Source organism: Rahnella sp. P4_A8 (assembly GCF_056402435.1).
This window is the reverse complement of the sequence record NZ_JBFUHK010000005.1, coordinates 81,532-106,825: the sequence shown is the minus strand read 5'-3', so window position 1 is coordinate 106,825 and position 25,294 is coordinate 81,532. Positions and strand designations below refer to the sequence as shown.

Below are 25,294 nucleotides of genomic sequence, written 5' to 3'. Positions count from 1 at the left end.
TACGCTATGAATACGCTTTACCGGGAGACTATCGGCGAAGGAGATCGCCATCTTGTGCTGCTTCACGGATGGGGGCTGAATGCCGAAGTGTGGCGTTACACGGCAGAGCGACTTGCGCCGCAATTTTGTCTGCATCTGATTGATCTGCCGGGCTATGGCCGCAGTGAGGGTTTCGGGGCGATGACGCTGGAAGAGATGGCGGAAACCGTGCTTGCCGCAATGCCGGAGAAAAGCGCATTACTTGGCTGGTCGCTGGGCGGCCTGGTGGCCAGCCAGATAGCCCTGAGTGCGCCGCAGCGCGTGGAAAAACTGATTACCGTGGCATCATCGCCCTGTTTTGCAGCCCATGAAAACTGGCCGGGGATCCGCCCGGACGTATTACAGGGTTTTCAGCATCAGTTAAGTGAAGATTTCCAGCGCACGGTTGAGCGTTTTCTGGCGCTGCAGACGCTGGGCAGCGACAGCGCCCGTCAGGATGCGCGGCTGCTTAAATCGATCGTTCTGAATCTGCCGATGCCGCCGGTGGCCGTGCTCAATGGCGGGCTGGAGATTTTACGCAACGTGGATTTGCGCCAGCCGGTGACGCAACTGACCTTGCCAGTCCTGCGTATTTACGGTGCGCTCGACGGGCTGGTACCGAGAAAAATGGTGCCGCTGATGGATGCGATTCTGCCCGATTCCTGTTCGGAAGTCGTTGAAAAGGCTGCACATGCGCCGTTTATCTCCCACCCTGATAGGTTTTGTGAACTTGTCGAGCGTTTCCTGATTGCAGACTGCAAGCCAATGTAAATATTTTTTTCAATTTTCTGGCTAATTCTCAAGGGTGACTAATACTTAAGCCGATGATGACGGGGTGAAAGGTGGGCGTAAGTTGTTACGCGAGCCTGTTTGCGTCTCTGGGGAGTTTACTGGCGTTTAACCATGAAGGTCATGCCAGCGCAGATACACCCGCTGTTCATATCCTGACTGCTTTCTTTGAGAACTATTCATCCAATTTAGAGGTAATGTCATGAAATCAAACAAAATTATCGTTGCGGCAATTCTGACAGGGTTATTCTCACTCAACGCGATGGCGGCAGAGATGATCTCGAAAGAAGAAGCCAAAGATAAGGGTTACACCAGTCTGGGCGTGGTCACGACCAGCAATGAATACACTGCGCCAATGGATGCGAAAGAAGAATTGTCCAAACTGGCTGATGAAAAGGGCGGCAAATACTATGTGGTGATTGCGGCTCAGGAGAAGAAGAAAATCACCGCAACGGCTGAAGTCTTCAAATAATCGCTTTTATGCTGCTCTGAACCCCGGGATGCCTTTGTGCATCCCTTTTTTATTCCCGTTTTCTGTGCGCTCCTTCTCTTTCTTTGTTCTGTATCAATTTGTTTTTAAAGAAATACGTCAGATCGTTACTCTCAGCGTAACGAAGTGTCCGGACGCTTAATTGATGCAATATTCTTCGCTGCTTACACTTAGCAGGCTATCAAAACAGGTCAAATGTGATGCAACCGCCACTTGACTGAACTTCCCGATGCCTCTTGTTTCATCACGCCGGGAAAGATTCAGCAAGCTCAACCCAGGGAGGTTTGGCATGCCGCAACATCCGCAGACCACGAAAGTGTGGGACACCCGCCGCAATGAAAAACAACGGCGTATCGACAGTGTCCGTTCCGTGGCAGAGGGTAAAGTTTTACCCACAGATAAAATTATCCCCATCCTCGAAACGCTGATTGCCTCCGGCGACCGCGTGGTGATGGAGGGTAACAACCAAAAACAAGCTGACTTCCTTTCCCGATCACTGGCGAAAGTGAATCCTGAAAAGCTGCATGATTTACATATGATCATGCCGAGCGTCAGCCGCGCTGAACATCTGGATCTCTTTGAACGTGGCATCGCCCGTAAGCTCGATTTTGCGTTCTCCGGTCCGCAAAGCCTGCGCATCGCGCAGTTGCTGGAAGACGGTCAGATGGAAATCGGTGCGATCCACACCTATATCGAACTGTATTCCCGTCTTTACGTCGATCTGGTGCCGAACATCGCACTGATCGCCGGTTTCAAAGCTGACCGCAAAGGCAATCTGTATACCGGCGCAAGCACCGAAGACACCCCGGCGCTGGTCGAAGCCGCAGCCTTCAAAAACGGTATCGTGATTGCGCAGGTCAACGAACTGGTTGAAGAAGACACCGATCTGCCGCGCGTCGATATTCCGGGCGACTGGATCGATTTCGTGGTCGTCGCCGACAAGCCATTCTTCATAGAACCGCTGTTCACCCGTGACCCGCGCCTGATCAAACCGGTTCACGTGCTGATGGCCATGATGGCCATTAAAGGTATCTACGCCAAACACAACGTGCAGTCGCTCAACCACGGCATCGGTTTTAACACCGCCGCTATCGAACTGCTGTTGCCCACTTACGGCGAACAGCTCGGCCTGCGCGGCAAAATCTGTAAACACTGGACACTGAACCCGCATCCGACGCTGATCCCGGCGATTGAAAGCGGCTGGGTGGAAACCGTTCACTGCTTCGGCGGCGAAATGGGGATGGAAGAATATATCCGCGCCCGTCCTGACGTGTTCTTCACCGGCTCCGACGGTTCTATGCGCTCCAACCGTGCGTTCTGCCAGATGGCAGGCCAGTACGCGGTAGACATGTTCATCGGTTCGACCTTGCAGGTTGACGGGCTGGCGAACTCGTCAACCGTGACCCGCGGTCGTCTGGCCGGTTTCGGGGGCGCGCCTAACATGGGGCATGATCCGCACGGTCGCCGTCACTCCACGCCAGCCTGGCTCGACATGATTGAAGAGCCGGACCCGATGGCTCGCGGTAAAAAACTGGTCGTACAGATGGTGGAAACCTTCCAGGCCGGTGGCAAACCGACATTCGTTGAGAAACTCGAAGCCGTCGATGTGGGTAAAGAATCCGGTATGCCGCTGGCGCCGGTGATGATTTACGGCGACGACGTGACCCATGTGCTGACCGAAGAAGGTATCGCCTATCTTTACCGTGCCCGTTCTCTCGAAGAACGCCGTGCGATGGTGGCGGCAGTTGCCGGTATCACTGACATCGGTCTGGGCGTTGACGCCAAACGCGTCGCCGACCTGCGTCGTCAGGAACTGGTGGTCTTCCCGGAAGATATGGGCATCCGCCGCACCGACGCCACCCGTTCATTACTGGCGGCGGGCAGCGTGAGCGAGCTGGTTGACTGGTCCGGCGGCTTGTATAACCCGCCAGCCAAATTCCGTAGCTGGTGATCACTATGCCGCAGACTTTAACGACTGGCGCTCTGCTCACAGCGGAAGAACTGGCCGAAAGGCTGGCAGAAACGGCGACGCAGGCGCTGATCGACGAAGCGCGGCTTAGCCCGAAACCGGGGCTGGTAGACAGCCGGAGTGCCGGTGCCCATCAGGATTTAAGTTTAGATCTGATGGTGCGTTCGGCGCGCTGCCTGACATCCACGTTCTATTTGCTGGCTTTACACAGCTGGCAGCGCCCGGCGGATATCGCCCTGCGTCAGGAAGTGGGCCGTTTAGGTCGTGCTGGCGAAGCGCAGATGATGGCGGAAACCGGCGGCGTGAATACTCACCGGGGCGCTATCTGGGCGATGGGGTTGCTGGTCAGCGCCGTTGCCATGCAGCCGGAAAGTTTACTGCCGCTGCATATTGCGCAGCGCGCCGCGAAAATTGCGGTGTTGCCCGATGCTTTCAGCCCGAAAAAATTCAGTAAAGGTTCGCACGCCGTGCAGCGTTATCAGGTGCCGGGTGCACGCGAAGAGGCACAAAGCGGTTTCCCGCACATTATTGGTTGTGCACTGCCGCAGCTTCATCACAGCCGGGCACACGGCGCCAGCGAAAGCGAAGCGCAGGTCGATGCCTTACTGGCGGTGATGTCCACACTGGCCGACACCTGCGTGCTGTCACGCGGTGGCTTACCGGCGCTGGAAGCCATGCATCAGGGCGCGCAGGCCGTGCTGGAAGCCGGTGGCACCAGCACGATGGCGGGCAAACAACGGTTGCGCCATCTCGAACACCGGATGCTGGCGGACAACACATCGCCCGGCGGTGCCGCTGATTTACTGGCTGCGACGCTGTTTCTTGACCGCGTCAGCGTGGTCTGAACCGGATACGCATTAACTAACATCAGTACAAAGAGGTGTTATGGAACGTTTTGAATTTAACTACCCGGCGGCAAAACCGCTGGCAGGCCGTGCCGAAGCAGGCGTGGTAGGTTCCGGCGATTTAGAAGCGCTGTATGAACCAAAAACAGTCAATGAACTGAACATTATCGTCACCACCTCGGTCGACGGCAGCCATACCTTATGGCAGAACTTTTTTAACCGTCTGAGTGCGCTGCGTGAATTACCGGCCGGCCGTCTCGACATCAATGATTTTGGCGCCACACCCGGCGTTGCCCGTCTGCGTATCGAACAGGTCTTTGAGGAGGCTGAAAATGCCAACTGATACTGATCAGAGCTTTATCGAACTGAGCGCCCGTCAGCGCGCCCGCAAATTGCTGGACGCCGGGACTTTCCGTGAACTGCTCGGGCCGTTCGAACGCATTATGTCTCCGTGGCTGGAACCGCAGGGCATCGTGCCGCAGGCCGATGACGGCATGGTCGTCGCCAAAGGTCAGATTAACGGCCAGCCTGCTGTCGTTGTGGCGATTGAAGGCAGCTTCCAGGGCGGCAGCATGGGCGAAGTGTCCGGTGCCAAAATGGCTGCTGCGCTGGAAATGGCTGCAGAAGATAACCGTAACGGCATCCCGACGCAGGCCGTTCTGCTGCTGGAAACCGGTGGTGTGCGTTTGCAGGAGGCCAATCTGGGTCTGGCGGCGATCGCGGATATTCACGCCGCCATTGTTGATTTGCGCCGCTATACGCCGGTGATCGGCGTCGTTGCCGGTACTGTTGGTTGCTTTGGCGGGATGTCGATTGCCGCCGCGCTGTGCAGCTATCTGATTGTCACCCGTGAAGCCCGTCTGGGACTGAACGGTCCGCAGGTTATCGAACAGGAAGCCGGTATCGATGAATACGATTCCCGCGACCGTCCGTTTATCTGGAGCATGACCGGTGGCGAAGTGCGTTATCACAGCGGGTTTGTTGATGCGCTGGTGAAAGATTCCCTGAATGAAGTGAAAGACAGCGTGCTGGCCTTTATTAAAGCGGGCGTACCTGCGACACATCGTTCTGATAATTATGATTATTACCTGCCAAAACTGACCGGTTTTGACACCGCGCAGCAGGCCAGCCGTGAAGTGACGGAAGCCTTGTTTAACCGGGAGGATCGCGCATGAGCAACGTAGCAAATAATGCAGCCAGCCGGGGTGATTACTGGTTCGCTGAACTGACCAAAGACGCCACTCCGGTAACCGGTCTTTGCCCTTCCGTGAAAGCGGCTGACGGCAAAATGAATGACCAGCCGGTACGTTTCATCGCCGTGGTGCCGGACAAAAATAACCAGTATCCGCGTGCAGCGGGCGGCGAAGTCGGTTTGCTCGAAGGCTGGAATCTGGCAAAAGTCGTTAACGACGTGATTGACGCCGACGCGGATGCCAGCACCAAACGCGCCATCGTGGCGGTCATCGACGTACCAAGTCAGGCTTATGGTCGCCGCGAAGAAGCGTTCGGTATCCATCAGGCGCTGGCCGGTGCCGCAGGCGCTTACGCCAAAGCGCGTCTGGCCGGGCATCCGGTGGTCGGGCTGATTGTCGGTAAAGCGATGTCCGGTGCGTTTCTGGCGCACGGTTATCAGGCTAACAAACTGATCGCCTTCAAAAACGACGGCGTGATGATCCACGCGATGGGTAAAGAATCTGCCGCACGTATCACCTTACGTTCTGTGGACGCGCTGGAAAAACTGGCTGCCACCATTCCGCCGATGGCTTACGACATCGAAAACTACGCCACGCTGGGCCTGCTGTCGCAATTACTCGACATCGCTGACCCGGATAAGGCCACACCCGACGACATCAGCAACGTGCAAAACGTTGTCTGGCAAAACATCCAGGACGCACGCAAAGAAGGCGTTAGCCTCAGCAACCGTCTGGGTGCAGAAAACCGCGCAAGTTCGCAGCGCGTTCGCCAGCAGATGCGCCAGGAATGGTAATTCGTTAACAACTTTCAGTCTCAACCGGTAACGCACCTGCAAACAGCGTGACGCAGCCGCATTGCGGGTTCCCGCCCTGACATACCGTCCGGGCGAGGGCCTGCTGTTGTCTGCAACTGGACTGTCATACTAAAAAAACCATCGCACCGGCGCCGACTGAGCAATCATTTTTTGCCTCAGGAAAAACGCTATGACTTACGTAATATTGCACGCGCTTGCCCCTATTTTCGTCATCATGATCCTCGGTTTTTACGCCGGGAAAGCGAAAATGGTGGATAACCAGAATGTCTCTTTACTGAATATTTTCGTGATGGATTTTGCTTTACCTGCTGCGCTGTTTGCAGCCACCGTACAAACCCCGTGGGCGGGCATTGTGGAACAGTCACCGCTGATTCTGGTGCTGGTTCTGGCGATGTGGATAACCTACGCAGCGATTTACTTTATTTGCACCAAAGTCTTCAAAAAATCTGCGCAGGACGCGGCGGTGCTGACGCTGACTGTCGCACTGCCAAACTATGCGGCACTGGGTTTGCCTATTCTGGGCAGCGTGCTGGGTGATGCGCCGTCAACGTCACTTTCCGTCGCGGTCTCTATCGCCTGCGGTTCCGTGCTGATGACGCCGTTCTGTCTGCTGATCCTTGAACGTGAAAAAGCGCGTCTCAGTGGTGAAAATCAGGGATCTTCCCTGGCATTGCTGCCGGTTCTGATGTGGCGTTCAGTGAAAAAACCGATCGTCTGGGCACCGTTGCTGGGCGTGATCCTGTCAGCGATTGGCATTAAAATGCCGGAAATTTTCCTGGCTTCGATCAAGCCGCTGGGGTTGTCAGCGACCGCATCTGCGCTGTTCCTGACCGGTGTGATCCTGTCAGCCCGTAAACTGAAAATTAACGGTCCGGTGTTGTTGTCTTGTGTGGCGAAAAACCTGATCCAGCCGTTCATCGCCTGGGGTCTGGTTCTGGCATTTGGCCTGAGCGGTCAGGTTGCTGTGACCGCAATACTGATGATTGCGCTGTCTGCCGGTTTCTTCGGTATCGTGTTCGGTAACCGTTTCGGTGTGCAGTCCCCGGATGCAGAAGCATCACTGCTGATCAGTTCCGTATTGTGTATCGTGACTTTGCCGCTGTTTATCTCACTGACCGCTGCATTGCATTGATTTAAGAAGGATTGAATATGTGTGACCCGCGTGCCCATGATTTTGTCTGGATAAGCGACCGTTCAGCGCTGCAAAGCGACACAACCTTACCCGAATGGGTAAACACCGGCTGGCGCACTGCGCTGCCGCTGGTAGTGCGTCGCGATAAGCGTGCTGACGGTGCGGTTCCGGTGGGTATTCGCGGGCTGACCCGTATTCAGCGAGCCGCCGCCTGGATTGACCCGGCGGCGGTGGTGCGGGTCGTCACGCCCGAATCACTGGTCAGCGACGTCAACGCACTTTTGCACTCGCCGTTTGTGTCTCAGCAACCGGTGCAGGCGCTGATCACGTTATGCAGTCTGCAACTGCCTTTCGCGTGGGGCGTGACGGGCAGTTGCGCCTACGCGCTGGTCAGTGACCTCCCGGTGATGCATGCCGACAGCGATCTCGATTTACTGGTGCGTTGCGACACACCGGCAGAACCTTCTCAGTTTTCCGATTTTTACGACCAGCTTCAGCGGCTTCCCTGCCGCGCCGATGTTCAGATCAATACGCCGCAGGGGGGATTTGCCCTCAGCGAATGGTTGCGTGGCGGTGACATCATGCTGAAAACGGCGTCCGGCCCGTTGCTGGTGCGCGACCCGTGGCAATCGCCGGCAGGCTAAGGCCCGCAAAAAGAAGCAAGGAGCACGATGAAAATCTTATTTACCTTCCCCGGGCAAGGGCCGCAGGTGCCGCAAATGCTGCATCGCCTGCCGGATAACCCGCTCACGCATTCCCTCATCGAACAGGCCAGCCTCGCGCTGGATGAAGACGTTCTGCTGCTCGACAGCGCCGATGCTCTGCGTTCCACCCGCGCGGTACAACTGTGTTTACTGATTGCCGGTGTGGTCTGGGCGAAACAATGTCAGGCCGAAGGAATCGAAGCTGATTTTTGCAGCGGGCTGTCGATTGGCGCGTTTCCGGCGGCGGTGATTGCCGGTGCGCTCGACTATTGCGATGCTGTACGTCTGGTCGCACTGCGCGGTGAGCTGATGCAACAGGCTTATCCGCAGGGCTTTGGCCTCTCGGCGATCACCGGTCTGCGTCAGATGCAGGTTGAAGATCTGGTGGCGCAGGTCAACAGTGCAGAATCGCCGGTATATCTGGCGAATATTAACGCGGAAGATCAACTGGTGATTGCCGGCAGCGATGCCGCGATGGCGCAGGTGATGCAACTCGCTAAAGCGCAGGGCGCACAGAAAACCCATCAGCTGGCGGTCAGTGTGCCGTCACACTGTGCGCTGCTTGATCAGCCTGCGGCGAAACTGGTGGAGGCGTTTAAACAGATTCATATTTCCCGCCCGATCAGTGGTTATCTCAGCGGAACAACCGGGCGTGTGTACTGGCAACCGGAAAAAATCGCTGACGACCTGGCGATGAACATGGCCCGTACTGTCAACTGGCGTGACGCCATGGTTGCCGCGTATCAGCGCGATGTACGGCTGGCGATTGAAATGCCGCCGGGCGCGGTGCTGAGCGGCCTGACACGCCGCGCGATGGAGCAGGGCGAAGCGCTGTCGTTATGCCAGTCGGGTATGCAGGTTGCGCGACGTCTCGCAACACGGTTACGGCAAAACGAACGCTGATTAAAGGCGTGATAGGTTGGTGATACTACGGAATAAAAGCCTTTCCTGAGTGAAAGGTTTTTTGTTTTTATCGGACTGTTTATACAGGGAAGTCACCGCCATGCCAGTGATACTACGCTTTAAAAATTACCGTTTTTTCTTCTATTCCAATGAAGGAAATCCTCTTGAACCGCATCATATTCATGTAAGATCTGGTCAGAAAGAAGCCAAACTATGGCTTTCACCTGTTGCCCTATGTCGCCAGACAGGTTTTTCTGCCAAAGAGATCAGGGAAATTATAACGTTAACTAACGTTTATCAGACACTATTTCAAGGAGCATGGAATGAGTATTTCGCCTAAAAGTGTTCGTTTTGATGAAAGTACAATGTGGGTGACTCTTGAAGATGGCCAGATCCTGACAGTGCCGCTGGCGCAATTTCCTGTTCTGCTGAACGCAACACCCGCACAGCGTCAGGATTGCGAAACCAGTGCTTATGGTTTGCATTGGGATGCTCTGGATGAAGATATTTCCATTGAGGGCTTAATCGTGGGAAAGCCGATCGCTAAACCGGCGACCCATACGAATGCGTCAGCGCTTTCTGCTCGCTAGCGCATACATCCGGCTTTCAGCGGCGAGGGCGAGCAGATTCGGGTCGTGCTCGCGGCTGTGCGGAAAGACCAGCGAAATGGTCTGGCGCATCTGGTAGGCTTCAGCCAGTGGCAGTAATTTTACCGTATTCTCATACACGCCTTTCATCCTGCCGGGAATCAGTGTGTAACCGACACCCGCCTGCACCAGACTCAGCATCGAGAAAATATCATTCACCCGCGTCACGATATCCGGTTCGAAACCGGCGACCTGGAAGGCTTCCTGAAAGCCGTGATAGGTGGCGAACCCTTCAGCCAGCGACACGAATTTCTTCTGTTTGTAATCGCGTAAATCCGCTGTGCCTTCTGAAATCAGTTCTGCGCTGGCCGGTGCGGCGAGGAAGATATCGTCCTGAAACAGCGGCAACTGATCGTAACGCTGGGCATCGACATTGGAATCACTGGTCGAAATCAGGATGGCATCCAGCTGACCGTCTTCCAGCTTGTGCAGTAAATCATTGTTGGACCCCATCACCAGTTCCAGTTCAAGCTCCGGACGGCGCAGTTTCAGCCCCATGATCAGGCGCGGAATGGTTTCCAGCGTCAGCGAATATAACGTGCCGACTTTCAGCCGCTTATCGCCAAAACCGGCGGCGCGCCGGGTCGCCAGGATACCGTGTTCCATTTGCTCGATGACCTGCGTCGCGTGCTCCAGCAGCGCTTCAGCCGCAGGCAGCGGCAGCAGATTGCGGCCACGATGGATAAACAGCGGGCAACGTAAACCTTCTTCCAGTGAATGCAGGGCGCGATGCACGCTGACGCTGCTCAGACCGAGTTGTTCAGCAGTACGCGTGATGTTTTGCTTTTCCATATAAGCGAGGAAGATTTCGAGTTTACGGAAGGTGATTTCACTGTCGATCATGCAGGCTCCTGCGGGCGTAAACGAGGAGTGATGATAGCCGCGACGCGGCTATCAGGAAAGGCTTTGAATCAGTGTCGGGTGAGCTGATAGCTCACCGTGAGGCATTTCTTGCCGTCGGCGCAGCTTTTACAACTGCCGCTCAGACAACTGTCATCAGCTTCGACCACTTCTGCTTTGCGCATGGCGACCAGCCGTTCAAGCATCGCCTGCACCAGCGGTTGTGGTGCATTAAGCTGATGGCTGAGCTGGCGGGCATCTGCCCGCCCGGCCAGTGCGAGACTGTCGCGAACCTGAATCAGACTGGTCATCTCATCTCCTAATGGCAATCGCTGCCGGTAGCGGGTTTACAACAGGCCGCCACATTGCGCGGTTGCAGATGAACGCTGACCCGGCTGCGGGCTTTGCGCAGGGCGGTTAAGACGAGGGCATTGAAGATCAGTACGATCAGGATAATGCCCGCGCTGTGTGCCGGATGCGTGCTGAACGTTGCCGCCTGATAGAACAGGGTTGCCAGTGAGTACGCCACGTTCAGCCCCCAGAAGATCGAGAACGTCATCCAGCTACGGCTGGTTTCACGGGCAATCGCCCCCATCACCGAGACGCAAGGCACGTAAAGCAATACAAAGATCAGGTAGCTGTAAGCCGAAATCGCCGAACCAAATTTGGTGCTCATGACGCCCATTGAGCTGACGCCCATTTCACCGTCGCCTTTGCTGGCTTCGATCGGGTTCGACAGCACGCTGATGCTGAAGGTATCTTTCAGACCCTGCCAGGTTTCTTTTACCGCGCCGCCCAGTTCATCGAACAGGTTAAAACTGGCCGCATCGAAGGCTTCATTGGTGATGTGTTCGGCGGTATATAGCGTGTTCAGCGTACCGACCACCACCTCTTTTGCCATCGCACCGGTGACCAGACCCACGGTCGCCTGCCAGTTGTCAGGATGTACGCCCATCGGCGAGAGCACCGGTGTCAGCACTTTACTGACTGACGCCAGCGCCGAGTCATTGATGTTATCCACCGCCTTGCCGCTGAACGAGAAACTGTTCAGTGCGCCGATGAAAATACTGGCAATCACGATCACCTTACCGGCGCGCAGTACGAAACCTTTCAGACGTTGCCACGTTTGCAGCAGCAGGCTTTTCAGGTGCGGAACGTGATACACCGGCAGTTCCATCACAAACGGCGAGGCTTCGCCGCGCATGATGGTGTATTTCAGCAGCAGTCCGGTCAGGATAGCGACCACGATGCCCAACAGATACAGCGAGAACACCACGGATGCGCCGTCCTGCCCGAAAAAGGCCGCAGAGAACACCGCAAAAATCGCCAGACGTGCGCCGCATGACATGAACGGCGCCATCATCACGGTGATCAGCCTTTCACGCGGCGCATCCAGCGTGCGGGCACCCATAATAGACGGCACGTTACAGCCGAAACCGACAATCAGTGGCACGAAGGATTTACCCGGCAGGCCGAGCGACTGCATCAGCCTGTCCATGACGAACGCGGCACGTGCCATATAACCGGAGTCTTCAAGGAACGACAGAAACAGATACATCATGCCGATTTGTGGCACCAGCGGCAGCACGGTATTGATACCGCCACCCAGCCCCTGTGCCAGAAAAATGGTCAGCCATTGCGGGAAATGCAGGGTAAAGCCAATCCACTGCATGCCCTGAATGAAAATCGCGGCGGAGCCGATATCGAAAATCGGCTGCAGCGCACCACCGATGTTGATGGCCAGCACGAACATCAGATACATCACCAGCAGGAAAATCGGTACGCCCAGAAAGCGGTTGAGGATCACGCGATCGAGCACCTGCGTCAGTTTATTCGGCGCCGTAAGGTGGGAGTTGCTGATCTCTGCGCAAAGCGCCGCGATGCTCTGATAACGCGCATCGGCGATCAGCAGTGCCGGATCGTCCAGTTTCTGCTCAGCCAGCCGGGCTCTCACCTGCGGCAATAATGCCTGTGCGTTGCCTGCGTGCGTCTGGCTATAAATATCCCCTTCAAGAATTTGCAGTGCCAGCCAGCGGCGTTGTTGCAGCGCCATGGCTGGCGGCATTTCGGCGGCCAAGACATCGACTTCCTGTTGTAAAACCGGATGATATTGCACACGTTCCAGCACAGCCACTTGTGGCAATTCGTCGATGGCGGCTTTCAGTTCTTTGATGCCGCTGGCACGGGTAGAAACCAGCGCCACCACAGGGCAACCCAGACGAGCAGACAGCGCAGGGATATCAATATTGATGTTCTGGATTTTGGCGATATCCAGCATGTTCAGCGCCACGATGCATGGCACGCCCAGTTCCAGCAGTTGCAGTGTCAGGTATAAATTGCGCTCGAGGTTTGAGGCATCGACGACGTTGATCATCAGATCCGCGTCGCCGCTCAGAATGTAATGGCAGGCAATTTGTTCATCGAGCGAAGTTTGCTCGGAAATGGTGGTCAGGGAATAGGTACCCGGTAAATCCACCAGCGTAATCTGGTGCGCTGCGGTGGCAAACTGACCTTCTTTGCGCTCGACGGTCACGCCTGCCCAGTTACCGACACGCTGGCGTGAACCGGTTAACTGATTGAAAAGCGTGGTCTTACCTGAGTTTGGGTTACCAATCAGGCCGATCGTTAATGGTTTCATTCGATAAAATCTACGTGTCAGAAAAGGTAAACATGCAAGCCCGGGGCCGCAGCGAAAAATGAACTGTCAAAGGCCTGATGTTGGGATCAGGCCATCATCTCGAGCTGGAGGAGATCGAGGTCTTTTCTGCGGACGACGAGGCTGGTACGGCGGGTTTCGATTTGTACCGGATCACCCATCGGCGCAACGCGGATAATGTTGAAAAATGACCCCGGTAACATCCCGAGTGACAACAGTTTCTGCCGGTAAGCCGGGCTGATTTCGTGTGAAAAGCCGGTAATTTTATAAGCACGTTTTGATTGAAGTTGCATAGTTCCTCGCGAAGCATTCAGGCATTTTGGGGGCAGCGTGACAAAGGTTACGCCGCGCTTCCGTGCCCGGTGATCTCACTTAACTGCGAAATATTGCTCAGAAATTGTCCATGGTGCGAAATTGTCAGCCTGTGGCTGACGGCGTATTGAATACGCAAAGAAGTACAAACGAGAATAGTTATCATAATTAGTACGCGTATAGAGACAAAAGAAAAGAGGGGGTGCCTCTTCACGGGAATCTCCACCGCGTCGCTATCGTATGCCTGCCGGATGGCCGATTTATTGATTTACCTCAGTGATTGATTCATTAAGACAGAGTTTAAAAAGTGTCGAAAAAAGATACATAAAAAAAGCCGCTGGATATCAGCGGCTTTGGTGTGGCGGGGAAAAACGAAGAATTAACGTTTTTTGCCGAGCGCGGCGGCCAGAGCATCGGCCATCGCGTTATTGCCTGCTGGCGCGGCATTGCGGCCCGACGGTTTGTTTGGCGCGTGGCGTTTCTGATTGTCTCGTGAATCTGACGCTGGCGCGGAAGAACGGCGCGCGGGTGCTTCGCCCGGTTGCTCGTCCAGTCGCATGGTCAGCGCGATACGTTTGCGTTGCAGATCGACTTCCATCACTTTGACTTTGACGATGTCGCCGGCTTTCACCACTGTGTGGGGATCTTCGACGAATTTGTTCGCCAGTGACGAGATGTGAACCAGGCCGTCCTGATGGACACCAATATCGACGAACGCACCAAAGTTGGTGACGTTAGTGACAGAGCCTTCGAGGATCATGCCCGGCATCAGGTCGTTCATGGTTTCAACGCCCTCGGCAAAGGTCGCGGTTTTAAACTCTGGACGCGGATCGTGCCCCGGTTTTTCCAGCTCTTTGATAATGTCGGTGACCGTCGGCACACCGAACTGCTCATCGGTGAATTCGCTGGCTTTCAGGCCACGCAGCACATTGGAATCGCCCATCAGTTCTTTCAGCGCCAGCTGTGTCGCCGCCAGAATGCGTTCCACTACCGGATAGGTTTCCGGGTGAACTGTCGAGGCATCAAGCGGGTTGTCGCCGTGGTTGATACGCAGGAAGCCCGCGCATTGCTCAAAGGCTTTTGGCCCCAGACGGCTGACTTTCAGCAACTGTTCGCGGTTACGGAACTGACCGTTTTCGTCGCGCCAGTTAACGATATTCTGCGCCATCATGCGTGTCAGACCGGCCACGCGGGTCAGCAGGGGAACGGATGCGGTATTGAGATCAACACCCACGGCGTTCACGCAGTCTTCGACCACGGTATCGAGTTTTTTCGCCAGCTGAGACTGGCTGACGTCGTGCTGATACTGACCAACACCGATGGATTTCGGGTCGATTTTCACCAGCTCCGCCAGCGGATCCTGTAATCGACGGGCGATAGAGACTGCGCCGCGAATAGAAACATCCAGATCCGGGAATTCCAGCGCCGCCAGTTCGGAGGCGGAATACACCGATGCACCGGCTTCACTGACAATCACTTTCTGCGCTTTTACCGCCGGGAACTGTTTTTGCAGCTCAAGGAAGAAGCGCTCGGTCTCGCGGGACGCGGTGCCATTACCGATCGCCACCAGTTCGACATTATGTTTGATGCACAGCGCGGCAACCTGTTGTGCGGCTTTTGCTGCCTGACCGGTATGGGGATAAACCGTATCGATATCCACCAGTTTGCCGGTGTTATCCACAACGGCGACTTTTACACCGGTACGTAAACCCGGATCGAGACCCATAGTGGCGCGCATACCGGCGGGGGCGGCCATCAGCAAATCGTGCATGTTGCGGGCAAAAACGTTGATCGCTTCATCTTCGGCGCGTTCGCGCACGGTGCCCATCAGCTCGGTTTCGAGGTGCAGCAGCACTTTGATACGCCATGTCCAGTTGACCACGGCACGACGCCAGACGTCAGCAGGCGCGTTGTTCAGGCGCAGGCCCAGATGGTCGACGATCAGTTGTTCGGCATAGCTTTCTTTTGGCGGCTCGTCATGCTGCGGATCGGCATTCAGCGCCAGTTGTAAGATACCTTCGTTGCGGCCGCGGAACATCGCCAGCGCGCGGTGCGAAGGCACCTGAGAAATCGGTTCGTGATGGTCGAAATAGTCGCGGAATTTCGCGCCTTCCTGCTCTTTACCTTCCACCATCCGGGACGTCAGATGGGCGTTTTTCCACAGGTAATCGCGGACTTTCGCCAGCAGCGCGGCATCTTCTGCAAAGCGTTCCATCAGAATGTAACGTGCGCCATCAAGGGCAGCTTTGGTGTCGGCCACGCCTTTATCGGCATCAATGAATTTTGCGGCAGCAGCGTCCGGCTCGTTTTGTGGCTCGTTCCACAGCAATTCGGCCAGCGGCTCCAGACCGGCTTCGATAGCGATTTGTCCGCGCGTGCGGCGCTTGGGTTTGAACGGCAGGTAAAGGTCTTCCAGCTCGGTTTTGCTCAGCGTGGTATTAATGGCTTTTGCCAGGTCGTCGCTGAGTTTGCCCTGTTCTTCGATAGATTTGAGGATGGTCTGGCGACGATCTTCCAGCTCCCGCAGATAACCCAGACGGGTGTCCAACTGACGCAGTTGGGTATCGTCCAACCCACCGGTGACTTCCTTACGATACCGCGCAATAAACGGCACGGTATTACCTTCATCCAGCAGACGCACCACGGAAGCAACCTGCTCCGGGCGAACCTGCAATTCACTTGCGATAATGCGGCTCAGTTGATCATTCATAGGTCTGATATCAGTTTTTTTCGTTTAAAAAGCAGGGCACAGTTATACGGTTTGAAGACATAAAATGCCAGTCATCAGGCTGTCCGCCTGCGTGTTTTGAGAGTTAGCTGATCATTTCCCGTAGTCAATCTCATTGACGTACCAGGTCGCGTCGCCAACCGGCGTGGTGACCACCAGACTGTCGCCGACTTCTTTTTTCAACAGCGCGCGCGCCATCGGCGAGTCGATAGAAATGTAGTCTTTGCGGCCAAAAATTTCGTCATATCCGACAATGCGGAAACGCTTGATGTCGCCGTCGTCATTTTCGACTTCCACCCAGGCACCAAAGAACACTTTGCCGTCCTGTTGCGGTGAATAATCGACGATGCGCAGCTGTTCCATGCATTTGGTCAGATAGCGGATGCGGCGGTCGATTTCACGCAGCCGTTTCTTATTGTACTGGTAATCGGCATTTTCACTGCGGTCGCCCAGGCTTGCAGCCCAGGTGACCTTTTTGGTCACTTCGGGGCGTTCATCGCGCCACAGGAAATCCAGTTCAGTTTTGAGCTTGTCGTAGCCTTCACGGGTAATCAGTTTCGTCTTCATGTCACCTGTCGCTTTGCGCAAAATCCTCGCGCTATTGTTTCACACAATCGTGTCGCTGGCAGCGCAGAAATCAGCCGGAAACTCCCGGTTGCTGCTACGCTTTATCTGATGGCTTTTTAGGCGAATAATCATTATCCTGCGGCGCAATGCGTTGAATTTAATAAAAGTCCTGATTCGCATAAAAATATCACTTCTGGCGATGGTTCACAGGGATTAGGGGTACAGCAACAAATGGATTTATTAAAATTCTTACTTCGTCTGCCTTTTACATTGATAAAAGGTGTTTTCCGCGTGCTGGCTTTTATTCTGGGCCTGCTGGGTCGTGTCTTCAAACCGCTGGTCGGGAATATTGACTGGCGGGCACCTGCCTGGTGGACGGCCACTTCCGGCTGGCTGAAGCGCAGCTTTACGCGGATGGAAAATGGCGTAGATAAATACCCGAAAGCCATCAGTCTGGCGATTCTGGTTTTGCTGTGCGCCGCAGGTGCTGGCGTTTACGGCTGGCACTGGTGGCTCAATCGCCCGCAGCCGATAGAACCTGCACCAATGGTTTATCAGAACACCAGCGTCAGCGTCAGCGGCCCCGAGTCCGTCAATTACGCCGCGCAAAAGCCTGCACCGCAGCAAGTCATTTTTAGTTTCCGTCATTCTGCCGCGCCCGTGACGGAAGTGGGCAAAGTGGTCGAAAAAGGGATTTCCCTGAAACCTGCCACGGAAGGTGAATGGAAATGGGTAAGTGGTTACACCTTAGTGTTCACGCCTAAAAATCCGCTGCCGATGGGCAACAAATATGATGTGAACTTCACCCCTGATGTGCTGCTTGCGCCACAAATTAAACTGGCGAAAACTCGCTATGAATTTTCTGCCCCAGCTTTCGGTTATCAGTTGGGTCAGGCCGAGTATTATCAGGACCCGCAGGATCCCCAAAAACGCAGCGCGATTTTTAACGTTAAATTCAACGCACCGGTGGATGTCGCCAGTTTCGAAAAACAGATTTCGCTTGGCCTGACCGAAGGGAAAGCCAAAACCGGGACGAAACTCAATTATTCTGTGGTCTATGACCAGAAGAAACTCAATGCCTGGGTACATTCCGAACCGCTGAAATCGCTGGATCACGGTGGTTCCGTGCGTGTCATCATTGGCGAAGGCGTGAAGGCCTCTGTACCCTCAAATGCCACCGCGCAGGCGAAGAATGGCGTGGTGTCCGTGCCGACGCTCTATAGCCTGACGGTGAACGAAGCCAGCGCGCAGGTGGTGGATGCCGATGGCGCGAAAGGCCAGCGTGCGCTGATCGTCGGGTTCAGCGACGCGGTCAAAGACAAAGATATCCGCCAGGCAGTCAAAGTGTGGTTACTGCCACAGCATAATCCAAACGATCAGGACGAAGCCAAAGGCCCGGATGATTACGCAAGCTGGGCAGTCGACAGCGTCGAGAATAATGTGCTCGCGCAGGCCACCCCGCTGAATATCCAGCTTAATGACGCGGAAAGTGATTATCAGCCGCAGTTCAGCTTCCGTTTCGATGCGCCAGCCCACCGTGCCATGCTGGTGGAGATTGACAATATTCTGACATCTTCCGGCGGCTATAAAATGCCGGAAAAAGTCTACCGCATCGTTCAGGTTCCGGATTATCCGAAATCCCTGCAATTTATGTCGCAAGGCTCGTTGCTGTCGGTCAACGGTGACAAGCAAATCAGCGTCGCGGCGCGTAACGTACCGGGGATGCGCCTGGACATCAAACGGGTGATCCCGAGCCAGCTGCAACACATCGTGTCGTTCAAAAGTCGTGAATATTCATCGGCGGAATTTAACCGCCTGAATGACGAGTATTTCACCGAGCACTTCAAATATCAGACGGCGGTGAATAACGACAAGCCGGGTGAAGTGAATTATCAGGGCGTCGATCTTTCGCGTTATCTCTCCACCGATCCGACCTCGCATCGCGGCGTATTCCTGCTGACGCTGTCGGAATGGGATCCGAAAAAGAAAGAAGTGAAACCGGAAGCGGATGACGACGGCAATGTGTATCAGGATGAAGACCAGAGCGGAGATGAAGCGCCGGTTGGCGATTCGCGATTCGTTGTTGTCACCGATTTGGGGATTATTGCCAAGCGTTCGCAGGATAAAACACGCGACGTATTTGTGCAGTCAATTCACAGCGGCACACCGGTGGCAAATGCGAAAGTCTCGGTTATTGCTAAAAACGGCGTCACGCTGCTGACTCAAACCACCGGTGCTGACGGGCATGTACGTTTCCCGGCGCTGGACGTTTATACCAGCGAGCGTCAGCCGGTGATGTTCCTGGTGGAAAAAGAGGGCGATGTCTCCTTCCTGCCAGCGGACCGGAATAACGATCGCGGCCTCGACTTCTCCCGTTTTGATGTCGATGGCGAAATCACCCCCAATGACCCGCGTACGCTGAGCAGTTATCTGTTCTCCGATCGCGGCGTTTATCGTCCGGGGGATACCTTCAATATCGGGTTGATCACCCGCGCTGCCGACTGGAGCAACGGGCTGGCGGGTGTGCCGGTGCGTGCGGAAATTCACGACCCGCGCGACAAGCTGATGAGCACTATCCCGCTGACGCTCGGTGCCAGCGGTTTCAATGAGCTGAGTTATACCACTGACGATAATTCACCTACCGGTGAATGGAATGTCTATCTGTATCTGATCGGCAAAGACAATGAGTCTTCCACTTTGCTGGGACATACCTCGGTTAACGTCAAAGAGTTCGAGCCGGATCAGCTGAAGGTGAAATTACAACTGACGCCGGAGCGTAAACAAGGCTGGGTGAAACCCTCAGAATTGCAGGCCAATATTGACGTACAGAACCTGTTCGGTACGCCTGCGCAGGACCGGCGCGTGACCTCGAAACTGACGCTGCGCCCGATGTATCCGAGCTTCGATCAGTTCCCGGATTACGCTTTCTATGAGAACCGCCAGAACAGCGACGGTTTCGAAACGGAACTGGAAGAGCGCACGACGGATGAAAAAGGCGCGGCGAATATCCCGCTGGATCTGAAATCTTACGCTGACGCGACCTATCAGTTGCAACTGCTGTCCGAGGCGTTCGTGGCCGGTGGCGGACGTTCCGTGGCCGCAACGGCTCGGGTGCTGGTATCGCCGTATGACTCTCTGGTCGGCGTAAAAGCCGACGGCGATTTAGGCTATATCAACCGCGATGCAGCGCGCCATCTGAACATTATTGCGGTCGACCCGTCGCTGAAGCAGATTGCGTTGCCGGATCTGAAAGTCGCGCTGATTGAACAGAAATACATTTCAGTGCTCACCAAACAGGATTCCGGCGTTTACAAATATCAGTCGAAAATGAAGGAAGTGCAGTTGTCGGAACAGCCGCTGTCGCTGACGGCGCAGGGCAACGACCTGACGCTGGCGACGGATAAACCGGGTGATTTCGTGCTGGTTATTGAAGATGCGAAAGGCAATGTGCTGAACCGCATTGGCTATACCGTGGCCGGTAACGCCAACCTCAGCCGTTCGCTGGACAGGAATGCCGAACTGAAGCTGAAACTCAATCAGGCGGAGTACCAGCCGGGTGAGGAAATCGAGGTATCCGTTAACGCGCCGTACACCGGCAGCGGGCTGATTACCATCGAGAAAGATAAAGTCTACAGCTGGCAGTGGTTCCATACCGACACCACCAGTTCGGTGCAGAAAATCCGTGTTCCTGCAGGCATGGAAGGCAACGGCTACATCAACGTGCAGTTCGTGCGTGATGTGAATTCCAATGAAATCTTTATGAGCCCGCTGAGCTACGGCGTGATGCCGTTCAAAATCAGCACTAAAGCCCGCCAGAACACTCTCGACGTCAACGCGCCTGAGGTGATTAAACCGGGGGAAAACCTGGTCATGACGGTGAAGACCGACGGCCCGCAACAGGTGGCGCTGTTTGCCGTCGATGAGGGAATTTTGCAGGTGGCGCGTTATCGCCTGAAAGATCCGCTGGAGTACTTCTTCCGTAAACGTGAACTGGGCGTGGAAAGCTCGCAGATTCTGGATCTTATCCTGCCGGAATTCAGCAAGCTGATGCAGCTCGCCGCCGCGCCGGGCGGTGACGCCGGTGAAGGTCTGGATCTGAACGTCAATCCGTTTAAACGTAAGCGCGACAAGCCGGTGGCGTACTGGTCGGGCATTACCGAAGTGAACGGCGAGAAGCAGTTTGATTATCCGGTGCCGGATTATTTCAACGGTAAAATCCGCGTGATGGCGATTTCCGTGACGCCGGACAAAATCGGTAAAGCGCAGACCTCGGCAACCGTGCGCGACAACTTCATCATGACGCCAAACGTGCCGTCGATGGTGGCACCGGGTGATGAGTTTGATGTCAGCGTAGGTGTCAGTAACAACCTCGAAGGGCTGAACGGCAAAAGCATTCCTGTTGCTATCCACCTGACTGTACCGCCGCAGCTTGAAGTGGTGGGCCAGGCCGATCAGAACCTGTCGCTGGCTGAAAAACGCGAGGGCGTGATTAATTTCCGCTTACGCGCCAAAGCCTTGCCGGGTGATGCGCCGCTGGTGTTTGAGGCGACGTATGGCGATAAAACCAGCCGCCGCACGATCAGTACGTCGGTGCGCCCGGCAATGCCGTTCCGCACGCAGTCGGTGATGGGACGCATGAACGGCAGCAGCCAGAACGTCGATAATCTGCGTCAGATGTTTGATGCTTACGCGGTGCGTAACGCGGCGGTGTCCAACTCGCCGCTGGTACTGACCAGCGGGTTATCCCAGTATCTGGCGGATTATCCGTATTACTGTTCTGAGCAGATTGTCAGCCGCTCGGTGCCGCTGATCCTCGAAACCGTGCATCCGGAAATGCGTGGCAATCTCAGCCCGGCGGACAGCAGCAAGCAACTGAAAGATATGCTGGGGGTGCTGCGTTCACGACAGAACGACAGCGGCGCGATTGGCCTGTGGCGTTCATCGCCGCAAACCGATCCGTTCGTCACGCCGTATGTAGTGCAATATCTGCTGGAAGCCAAAGCGGCGGGCGTTGCGTTGCCAGCCGGTATGCTGGAAGAAGCCAATTCGGCACTGCGCGAACTGGCGGCAAATCAGAATGATGATTTGTATACCCTGCGTCTGCGCGCATGGGCGGTTTATTTGCTGACGCGTCAGGGTGAAATCACCACCAGTTCGCTGGCCTCGGTGCAGGATACCTTGCAGCAGCGTTATCCGGACACCTGGAAAACCGATCTCAGCGCGATGTATCTGGCGTCTTCTTACCGTCTGCTGAAAATGGATGATGAGGCGAATACGCTGTTGCAACCAACGTGGGCGCAACTGAGCAGGGCGTATGACAAAGCCTGGTGGACGCAAAGTTACTTTGATCCACTGGTGCAGGACGCGACGCGGCTGTATCTGATCACCCGTCACTTCCCGGAAAAAGTCTCCGCGATTCCGCCACAGGTGCTGGAAAATATGGTCAAGGCACTGAAAGAGGAACGCTACACCACGTATTCCTCGGCAATGAGCATTCTGGCGCTGGAGAGTTATTCCGCACAGGTGGCGGCGCAGGCCACGGCACCGGATGCGCTGAAAATTACGCAACTAAGCAAAACCAAAAATGTGGAACCGCAGCTGATTTCACAGGTTCAGGGGCTGTTTGCTAAAGCGAATTTCACCGCTGACGCACAGGCACTTCGCATTGAAAACGGCAATAACGCGCCCGCCTGGTACGTGGTGACGCAGGCGGGTTACGATCTGGCAGCGCCGAAGAAAGCCATTTCCCGTGGTCTGGAAATCACCCGCGATTACACCGATGAAAAAGGCAATGCAGTCACGCAGGTGACGCTGGGGCAGAAGATCAATGTGCATCTGAAAGTCCGCGCCAACTCGCAGGAAGGGCAGGACAATCTGGCGATTGTGGATTTGTTGCCGGGCGGATTCGAAGTGGTCCAGCAAACGCCACTGGAACCGGAATCTGACAGCAGTGATGAAAACAGTGAAGCAGAAGCTTCAGCGTCCTGGCAGTCACCGCTGGCGGCATCGGGTTCTACGTGGGCACCGGATTACAGCGATATTCGTGAAGATCGCGTGGTGATTTACGGCAGCGCCAGCACCGATGTGCAGGAGTTTGTGTATCAGATTAAAGCCACCAACACCGGYAGTTTCGTGATCCCTCCGGCTTACGGGGAAGCGATGTATAACCGTGAAGTTCAGGCGTTGTCGGTCAGTGATAAAAAACTGGTGGTCGTGCCGGCTGATGAAGCGGCTGTTGCTAAAAAATAACACAATGCAGAAGCCCCGCCGCTGATGGCGGGGCTTAACCTGTTCTGAGTAGCAAGATGATCACCTTTCGCGCATTTTCTAAAACAGCCAAACGTCTGCTGCAAAACATCGCGATGGCGGTTTTTTTACTGGCGATGATTATTGTGGCATGCCGCCTCTGGCCACATCCGCTCCTTTCTCAGGGCCAGCCTTTTTCCACCGCCTATTATGACCGTCAGGGTACGCTGATGCGCATCACGCTGGCGAACGACGACCGTTATCGCCTCTGGACGCCGCTTGAACAGGTTTCTCCACTGGCGGTGAAAAGCTTGTTGCTGCATGAAGATCGCTGGTTTTATATCAACCCCGGTTTTAACCCGTTCAGCCTGATGCGGGGGTTCTGGCGCAGCTATGTGACGGGTGGAAAGATGCAGGGCGGCTCCACTATCACGATGCAACTGGCGCGGATGCACTGGCATCTGAACACCCGCACGCCATCGGGTAAAATCATGCAGGTTCTGCGCGCGGTGCAACTGGAACTGAGTTATTCCAAACATGACATTCTCGAAGCCTATCTGAATACCGCACCGTACGGGCGAAATATTGAAAGCATTGGCGCGGCCAGCCTGATTTATTTCAACAAAGCCCCGAAGGATCTGACGTTACCGGAAACACTGACGCTGGCGGTTCTGCCACAATCGCCGAGCTACCGTATCGACTCTAAAACGGGTGTTGTCGGTGCGGCGCTGACGCAGGCTCGTAACCGGCTTTTCCAGCGCTGGCAGGCCCATTATGCAACCGACAGCAGCCAGACTTCATTGTTCAGATTGCCGCTGGCACTGCGCCAGCCCGAACAGATGCCTTATATTGCGCCGCATTTCATCGAGCAGTTACGCCAGCAGAACCCGCAAATTATCCGCACGGATACCCGTATCGACACCACGCTGGATGCCGGTTTGCAGCGGCTGATCGAGCGGCAGGTGAATGCGTTTATCACCCGCAACGAAAGCCGTGGGATTCACAATGCTGCTGTTGTGCTGGCCGATACCCGTGATATGGGTGTGCGTGCGCTGGTCGGTTCCGCCGATTACTACAACCGTACGATTCAGGGGCAGGTGAACGGCACCAATGCGAAACGCTCGCCCGGTTCGGCGCTCAAACCGTTTATTTACGCGCTGGGCATGGAGCAGKGCGTGCTGCATCCGATGACTATTCTCAAAGATGTACCTTCAGCATTTGGGGCATATGCGCCGGAGAATTTCGACCGGCGATTTCTCGGACCAGTGACTGCCACCGATGCGCTGAACTTCAGCCGCAACATTCCGGCCGTGTATGTGGCTTCACAGCTTCGCCAGCCGACGTTCTATCAGTTTCTGCGTCTTTCCGGCGTGGCGGATATGTCCAGCGAGAACCATTATGGTTTATCGCTGGTGCTGGGCGGTGGCGAAGTGACGATGCAGGAACTGGCAAAACTGTACGCATTGCTGGCGAACCGTGGCGTCTTACAGCCGTTACGGATGCAGAAATCCGATCCGCGGCAGACAGCGCCGGTCAGGTTACTGAGTGAAGAGGCCAGTTTCATCACCCTCGATATGCTGCGCCAGCACCGCCGTCCGGGTGATACGCTGGCACAGGCACCGTCTTCACTGCCAGTTTACTGGAAAACCGGCACGTCCTGGGGCTTTCGTGATGCCTGGAGCGTGGGGGTTTTCGGGCCTTACGTGCTGGTGGTGTGGGAAGGGAATTTCGACAGCAAAGGCAACAACGTGTTTGTCGGTGCCGATGCGGCCGCGCCGCTGTTCTTCAATATTATCGACAGCATTACCGCCAGTTATCCTGATTTGCAGGAACCCAAACGCCCGTTTCCCAAAGGGTTGAAAAGGGTGGATATCTGCCTGGCCAGCGGTGATTTGCCGACGCCATGGTGCCAGCAAAAAGGCAAAACCTGGTTTATTCCGGGCAAGTCGCCGATCAAAGTCGATACGGTTTACCGCCCGGTGCGCCTCGATAAACTGACCGGTGAAGTGGCATGCCCGCCTTATGAGGAGGACGAAACCCGTACGGAAGTGTTTGAGTTCTGGCCATCGGATCTGGCGAATGTTTTTGCACAGGCAGGGTTGCCAAAACGTAAGCCCCCGGCGAATCACTGCAAGGATGAGGGCGTTGACGTGAGTGGCAATCCGCCACGCATCACGTCACCGCTGAAAAATACCACCTACACGCTGCGGCAGTCACAGCAAGGCCGTGACCGGATTTCCTTTAATGCGGTCACGGATGCGGACAGTAAAACGGTGTACTGGTTTGTCGATGACATCTACCTCGGCAGCTCCGCCAGCAAATCCGCTATCGACTGGCGGCCTATCAATAACGGCCAGTATCGCATTCGCGCGGTGGACGACCACGGGCGCGCGGACAGCCGGTTGGTGAGTATTGAGATTGTGAACTGAACAGCGTGGCA

General features: G+C 55.3%; 20 protein-coding genes. 14 read left to right on the top strand and 6 right to left on the bottom strand.

Features of this window, described 5'->3' with window-relative positions:
• The first annotated feature begins 6 nt into the window (after positions 1-6).
• The 12 genes from bioH to AC1DUO_RS04560 all read left to right on the top strand — a co-directional run bounded on the left by bioH (position 7) and on the right by AC1DUO_RS04560 (position 9,448).
• On the top strand, positions 7-789 hold the full coding sequence (gene bioH / locus AC1DUO_RS04615) for a pimeloyl-ACP methyl ester esterase BioH (protein WP_013573575.1): 783 nt from the start codon (positions 7-9) through the stop codon (positions 787-789).
• Between the two features lie 220 nt (positions 790-1,009).
• Positions 1,010-1,279, top strand: a complete 270-nt coding sequence (locus AC1DUO_RS04610) for a YdgH/BhsA/McbA-like domain containing protein (RefSeq protein WP_014333504.1) — start codon at positions 1,010-1,012, stop codon at positions 1,277-1,279.
• Positions 1,280-1,586: 307 nt separating this feature from the next.
• A complete protein-coding gene (gene mdcA, locus AC1DUO_RS04605) occupies positions 1,587-3,248 on the top strand; it encodes a malonate decarboxylase subunit alpha (RefSeq protein WP_013573577.1) in 1,662 nt (553 codons plus the stop codon).
• A gap of 5 nt (positions 3,249-3,253) precedes the next feature.
• Positions 3,254-4,111, top strand: a complete 858-nt coding sequence (locus tag AC1DUO_RS04600) for a triphosphoribosyl-dephospho-CoA synthase (RefSeq protein ID WP_119261107.1) — start codon at positions 3,254-3,256, stop codon at positions 4,109-4,111.
• A 40-nt stretch (positions 4,112-4,151) separates the two neighbouring features.
• On the top strand, positions 4,152-4,454 hold the full coding sequence (locus AC1DUO_RS04595; RefSeq protein WP_013573579.1) for a malonate decarboxylase subunit delta: 303 nt from the start codon (positions 4,152-4,154) through the stop codon (positions 4,452-4,454).
• Positions 4,444-5,286 (top strand): biotin-independent malonate decarboxylase subunit beta, encoded by an 843-nt coding sequence (locus AC1DUO_RS04590; RefSeq protein WP_013573580.1) that lies wholly within the window; start codon positions 4,444-4,446, stop codon positions 5,284-5,286. The genes AC1DUO_RS04595 and AC1DUO_RS04590 overlap by 11 nt, the downstream gene beginning before the upstream one ends.
• On the top strand, positions 5,283-6,098 hold the full coding sequence (gene mdcE / locus AC1DUO_RS04585; RefSeq protein WP_112151934.1) for a biotin-independent malonate decarboxylase subunit gamma: 816 nt from the start codon (positions 5,283-5,285) through the stop codon (positions 6,096-6,098). Before AC1DUO_RS04590 ends, mdcE begins: the two co-directional genes overlap by 4 nt.
• A gap of 190 nt (positions 6,099-6,288) precedes the next feature.
• A complete protein-coding gene (locus tag AC1DUO_RS04580) occupies positions 6,289-7,251 on the top strand; it encodes an AEC family transporter (RefSeq protein ID WP_013573582.1) in 963 nt (320 codons plus the stop codon).
• A gap of 17 nt (positions 7,252-7,268) precedes the next feature.
• The gene (locus tag AC1DUO_RS04575) at positions 7,269-7,895 is read left to right on the top strand and encodes a malonate decarboxylase holo-ACP synthase (protein WP_119261108.1); all 627 of its coding nucleotides are present in this window, start codon (positions 7,269-7,271) and stop codon (positions 7,893-7,895) included.
• Positions 7,896-7,922: 27 nt separating this feature from the next.
• Positions 7,923-8,858 carry a malonate decarboxylase subunit epsilon gene (mdcH, locus tag AC1DUO_RS04570; RefSeq protein WP_013573584.1) on the top strand — a complete coding sequence of 312 codons (936 nt, stop codon included), beginning with the start codon at positions 7,923-7,925 and terminating at the stop codon, positions 8,856-8,858.
• 100 nt (positions 8,859-8,958) lie between these two features.
• The gene (locus AC1DUO_RS04565; RefSeq protein WP_014411499.1) at positions 8,959-9,198 is read left to right on the top strand and encodes a DUF4160 domain-containing protein; all 240 of its coding nucleotides are present in this window, start codon (positions 8,959-8,961) and stop codon (positions 9,196-9,198) included.
• The gene (locus AC1DUO_RS04560) at positions 9,182-9,448 is read left to right on the top strand and encodes a DUF2442 domain-containing protein (RefSeq protein ID WP_119261109.1); all 267 of its coding nucleotides are present in this window, start codon (positions 9,182-9,184) and stop codon (positions 9,446-9,448) included. The genes AC1DUO_RS04565 and AC1DUO_RS04560 overlap by 17 nt, the downstream gene beginning before the upstream one ends.
• Here the strand turns inward: AC1DUO_RS04560 and AC1DUO_RS04555 are convergent.
• The 6 genes from AC1DUO_RS04555 to greB form a co-directional block, all read right to left on the bottom strand.
• The gene (locus AC1DUO_RS04555) at positions 9,428-10,348 is read right to left on the bottom strand and encodes a LysR family transcriptional regulator (protein WP_013573587.1); all 921 of its coding nucleotides are present in this window, start codon (positions 10,346-10,348) and stop codon (positions 9,428-9,430) included. The genes AC1DUO_RS04560 and AC1DUO_RS04555 overlap by 21 nt on opposite strands.
• A gap of 68 nt (positions 10,349-10,416) precedes the next feature.
• Positions 10,417-10,656, bottom strand: coding sequence for a FeoC-like transcriptional regulator (locus AC1DUO_RS04550; protein ID WP_013573588.1), 240 nt, complete (start codon positions 10,654-10,656; stop codon positions 10,417-10,419).
• Positions 10,657-10,664: 8 nt separating this feature from the next.
• The gene (gene feoB / locus AC1DUO_RS04545) at positions 10,665-12,983 is read right to left on the bottom strand and encodes a Fe(2+) transporter permease subunit FeoB (RefSeq protein WP_014411500.1); all 2,319 of its coding nucleotides are present in this window, start codon (positions 12,981-12,983) and stop codon (positions 10,665-10,667) included.
• An 86-nt stretch (positions 12,984-13,069) separates the two neighbouring features.
• The gene (feoA, locus tag AC1DUO_RS04540; protein WP_013573590.1) at positions 13,070-13,294 is read right to left on the bottom strand and encodes a ferrous iron transporter A; all 225 of its coding nucleotides are present in this window, start codon (positions 13,292-13,294) and stop codon (positions 13,070-13,072) included.
• Between the two features lie 398 nt (positions 13,295-13,692).
• On the bottom strand, positions 13,693-16,023 hold the full coding sequence (locus tag AC1DUO_RS04535; RefSeq protein ID WP_119261110.1) for a Tex family protein: 2,331 nt from the start codon (positions 16,021-16,023) through the stop codon (positions 13,693-13,695).
• 111 nt (positions 16,024-16,134) lie between these two features.
• Positions 16,135-16,608, bottom strand: coding sequence for a transcription elongation factor GreB (greB, locus tag AC1DUO_RS04530; RefSeq protein ID WP_013573592.1), 474 nt, complete (start codon positions 16,606-16,608; stop codon positions 16,135-16,137).
• A gap of 231 nt (positions 16,609-16,839) precedes the next feature.
• Here greB and AC1DUO_RS04525 point away from each other — a divergent pair, with 231 nt between their 5' ends.
• Positions 16,840-22,857, top strand: a complete 6,018-nt coding sequence (locus AC1DUO_RS04525) for an alpha-2-macroglobulin family protein (RefSeq protein ID WP_119261111.1) — start codon at positions 16,840-16,842, stop codon at positions 22,855-22,857.
• A gap of 56 nt (positions 22,858-22,913) precedes the next feature.
• Positions 22,914-25,283: a penicillin-binding protein 1C gene (gene pbpC, locus AC1DUO_RS04520; protein ID WP_477986623.1), complete on the top strand. Its 2,370-nt coding sequence runs from the start codon at positions 22,914-22,916 to the stop codon at positions 25,281-25,283.
• Positions 25,284-25,294: the final 11 nt, after the last annotated feature.

What these genes read in the sequence shown, in the direction of transcription:
- greB (WP_013573592.1), bottom strand. Translation starts at nt 16,608, where the DNA reads ATGAAGACGAAACTGATTACCCGTGAAGGCTACGACAAGCTCAAAACT.
- AC1DUO_RS04535 (WP_119261110.1), bottom strand. Translation starts at nt 16,023, where the DNA reads ATGAATGATCAACTGAGCCGCATTATCGCAAGTGAATTGCAGGTTCGC.
- AC1DUO_RS04550 (WP_013573588.1), bottom strand. Translation starts at nt 10,656, where the DNA reads ATGACCAGTCTGATTCAGGTTCGCGACAGTCTCGCACTGGCCGGGCGG.
- AC1DUO_RS04575 (WP_119261108.1), top strand. Translation starts at nt 7,269, where the DNA reads ATGTGTGACCCGCGTGCCCATGATTTTGTCTGGATAAGCGACCGTTCA.
- AC1DUO_RS04580 (WP_013573582.1), top strand. Translation starts at nt 6,289, where the DNA reads ATGACTTACGTAATATTGCACGCGCTTGCCCCTATTTTCGTCATCATG.
- AC1DUO_RS04600 (WP_119261107.1), top strand. Translation starts at nt 3,254, where the DNA reads ATGCCGCAGACTTTAACGACTGGCGCTCTGCTCACAGCGGAAGAACTG.
- AC1DUO_RS04560 (WP_119261109.1), top strand. Translation starts at nt 9,182, where the DNA reads ATGAGTATTTCGCCTAAAAGTGTTCGTTTTGATGAAAGTACAATGTGG.
- AC1DUO_RS04555 (WP_013573587.1), bottom strand. Translation starts at nt 10,348, where the DNA reads ATGATCGACAGTGAAATCACCTTCCGTAAACTCGAAATCTTCCTCGCT.
- AC1DUO_RS04610 (WP_014333504.1), top strand. Translation starts at nt 1,010, where the DNA reads ATGAAATCAAACAAAATTATCGTTGCGGCAATTCTGACAGGGTTATTC.
- bioH (WP_013573575.1), top strand. Translation starts at nt 7, where the DNA reads ATGAATACGCTTTACCGGGAGACTATCGGCGAAGGAGATCGCCATCTT.
- mdcE (WP_112151934.1), top strand. Translation starts at nt 5,283, where the DNA reads ATGAGCAACGTAGCAAATAATGCAGCCAGCCGGGGTGATTACTGGTTC.
- feoB (WP_014411500.1), bottom strand. Translation starts at nt 12,983, where the DNA reads ATGAAACCATTAACGATCGGCCTGATTGGTAACCCAAACTCAGGTAAG.
- AC1DUO_RS04595 (WP_013573579.1), top strand. Translation starts at nt 4,152, where the DNA reads ATGGAACGTTTTGAATTTAACTACCCGGCGGCAAAACCGCTGGCAGGC.
- AC1DUO_RS04565 (WP_014411499.1), top strand. Translation starts at nt 8,959, where the DNA reads ATGCCAGTGATACTACGCTTTAAAAATTACCGTTTTTTCTTCTATTCC.
- mdcA (WP_013573577.1), top strand. Translation starts at nt 1,587, where the DNA reads ATGCCGCAACATCCGCAGACCACGAAAGTGTGGGACACCCGCCGCAAT.
- feoA (WP_013573590.1), bottom strand. Translation starts at nt 13,294, where the DNA reads ATGCAACTTCAATCAAAACGTGCTTATAAAATTACCGGCTTTTCACAC.
- AC1DUO_RS04590 (WP_013573580.1), top strand. Translation starts at nt 4,444, where the DNA reads ATGCCAACTGATACTGATCAGAGCTTTATCGAACTGAGCGCCCGTCAG.
- mdcH (WP_013573584.1), top strand. Translation starts at nt 7,923, where the DNA reads ATGAAAATCTTATTTACCTTCCCCGGGCAAGGGCCGCAGGTGCCGCAA.